At 38.8% G+C, this 611-nt stretch carries 1 protein-coding gene; it reads left to right on the top strand.

Features of this window, described 5'->3' with window-relative positions; all coding sequences use genetic code 11:
• Window positions 1-528: thiamine pyrophosphate-dependent enzyme (locus QMD61_11745; GenBank protein MDI6725306.1), on the top strand; the 528-nt coding region annotated here is incomplete at its 5' end.
• Window positions 529-611 lie beyond the last annotated feature (83 nt).

Here is a 611-nt window from a genome sequence, read left to right as displayed (position 1 = left end):
GGTCACAACCTGATCTACATATGTTACGATAATGAAGCCTACATGAATACTGGTATTCAAAGAAGTGGATCTACACCTTTTGGTGCTTCTACAACCACTTCTCCCCATGGTACAGAGAGTTTTGGAGAAGACAAACCTAAAAAGAATATACCTATGATTATGGCTGCCCATGGCGTGCCCTATGTGGCAACTGCTTCTATAGCTTACCCTGAAGATTTCATGAAAAAAGTTAAAAAGGCTAAAGAGGTAGAAGGGCCTGCATACATACATCTCCACCAACCATGTACTACTGGATGGGGTTTTGATCCGGCTAAAACCATAGAACTTGGAAGGTTAGCCGTTGAAACAGGTTCATGGATATTATATGAAATTGAAGAAGGAAACTTTAAAGTCACCTACCGGCCCATGCAGAGAAAACCAGTAAATGAATATTTAGAAGCTCAAAAAAGGTTTAAACATCTTGCTGATGAAGAGAAAAAACAAATACAAGATTATGTGGATAAAATCTGCGCTGAATTGAAAATATAGGAGGGCTACATCTTGGAAAAAATTTTAATCCAACCAGATCTTTGTGATGGTTGTATGGACTGTGAAGAAGCCTGCGAAAAACT

Origin of the sequence: Methanobacterium sp., assembly GCA_030017655.1 — an archaeon.
GTDB lineage: Archaea > Methanobacteriota > Methanobacteria > Methanobacteriales > Methanobacteriaceae > Methanobacterium_D.
This window is presented reverse-complemented; position numbering and strand designations above follow the sequence as displayed.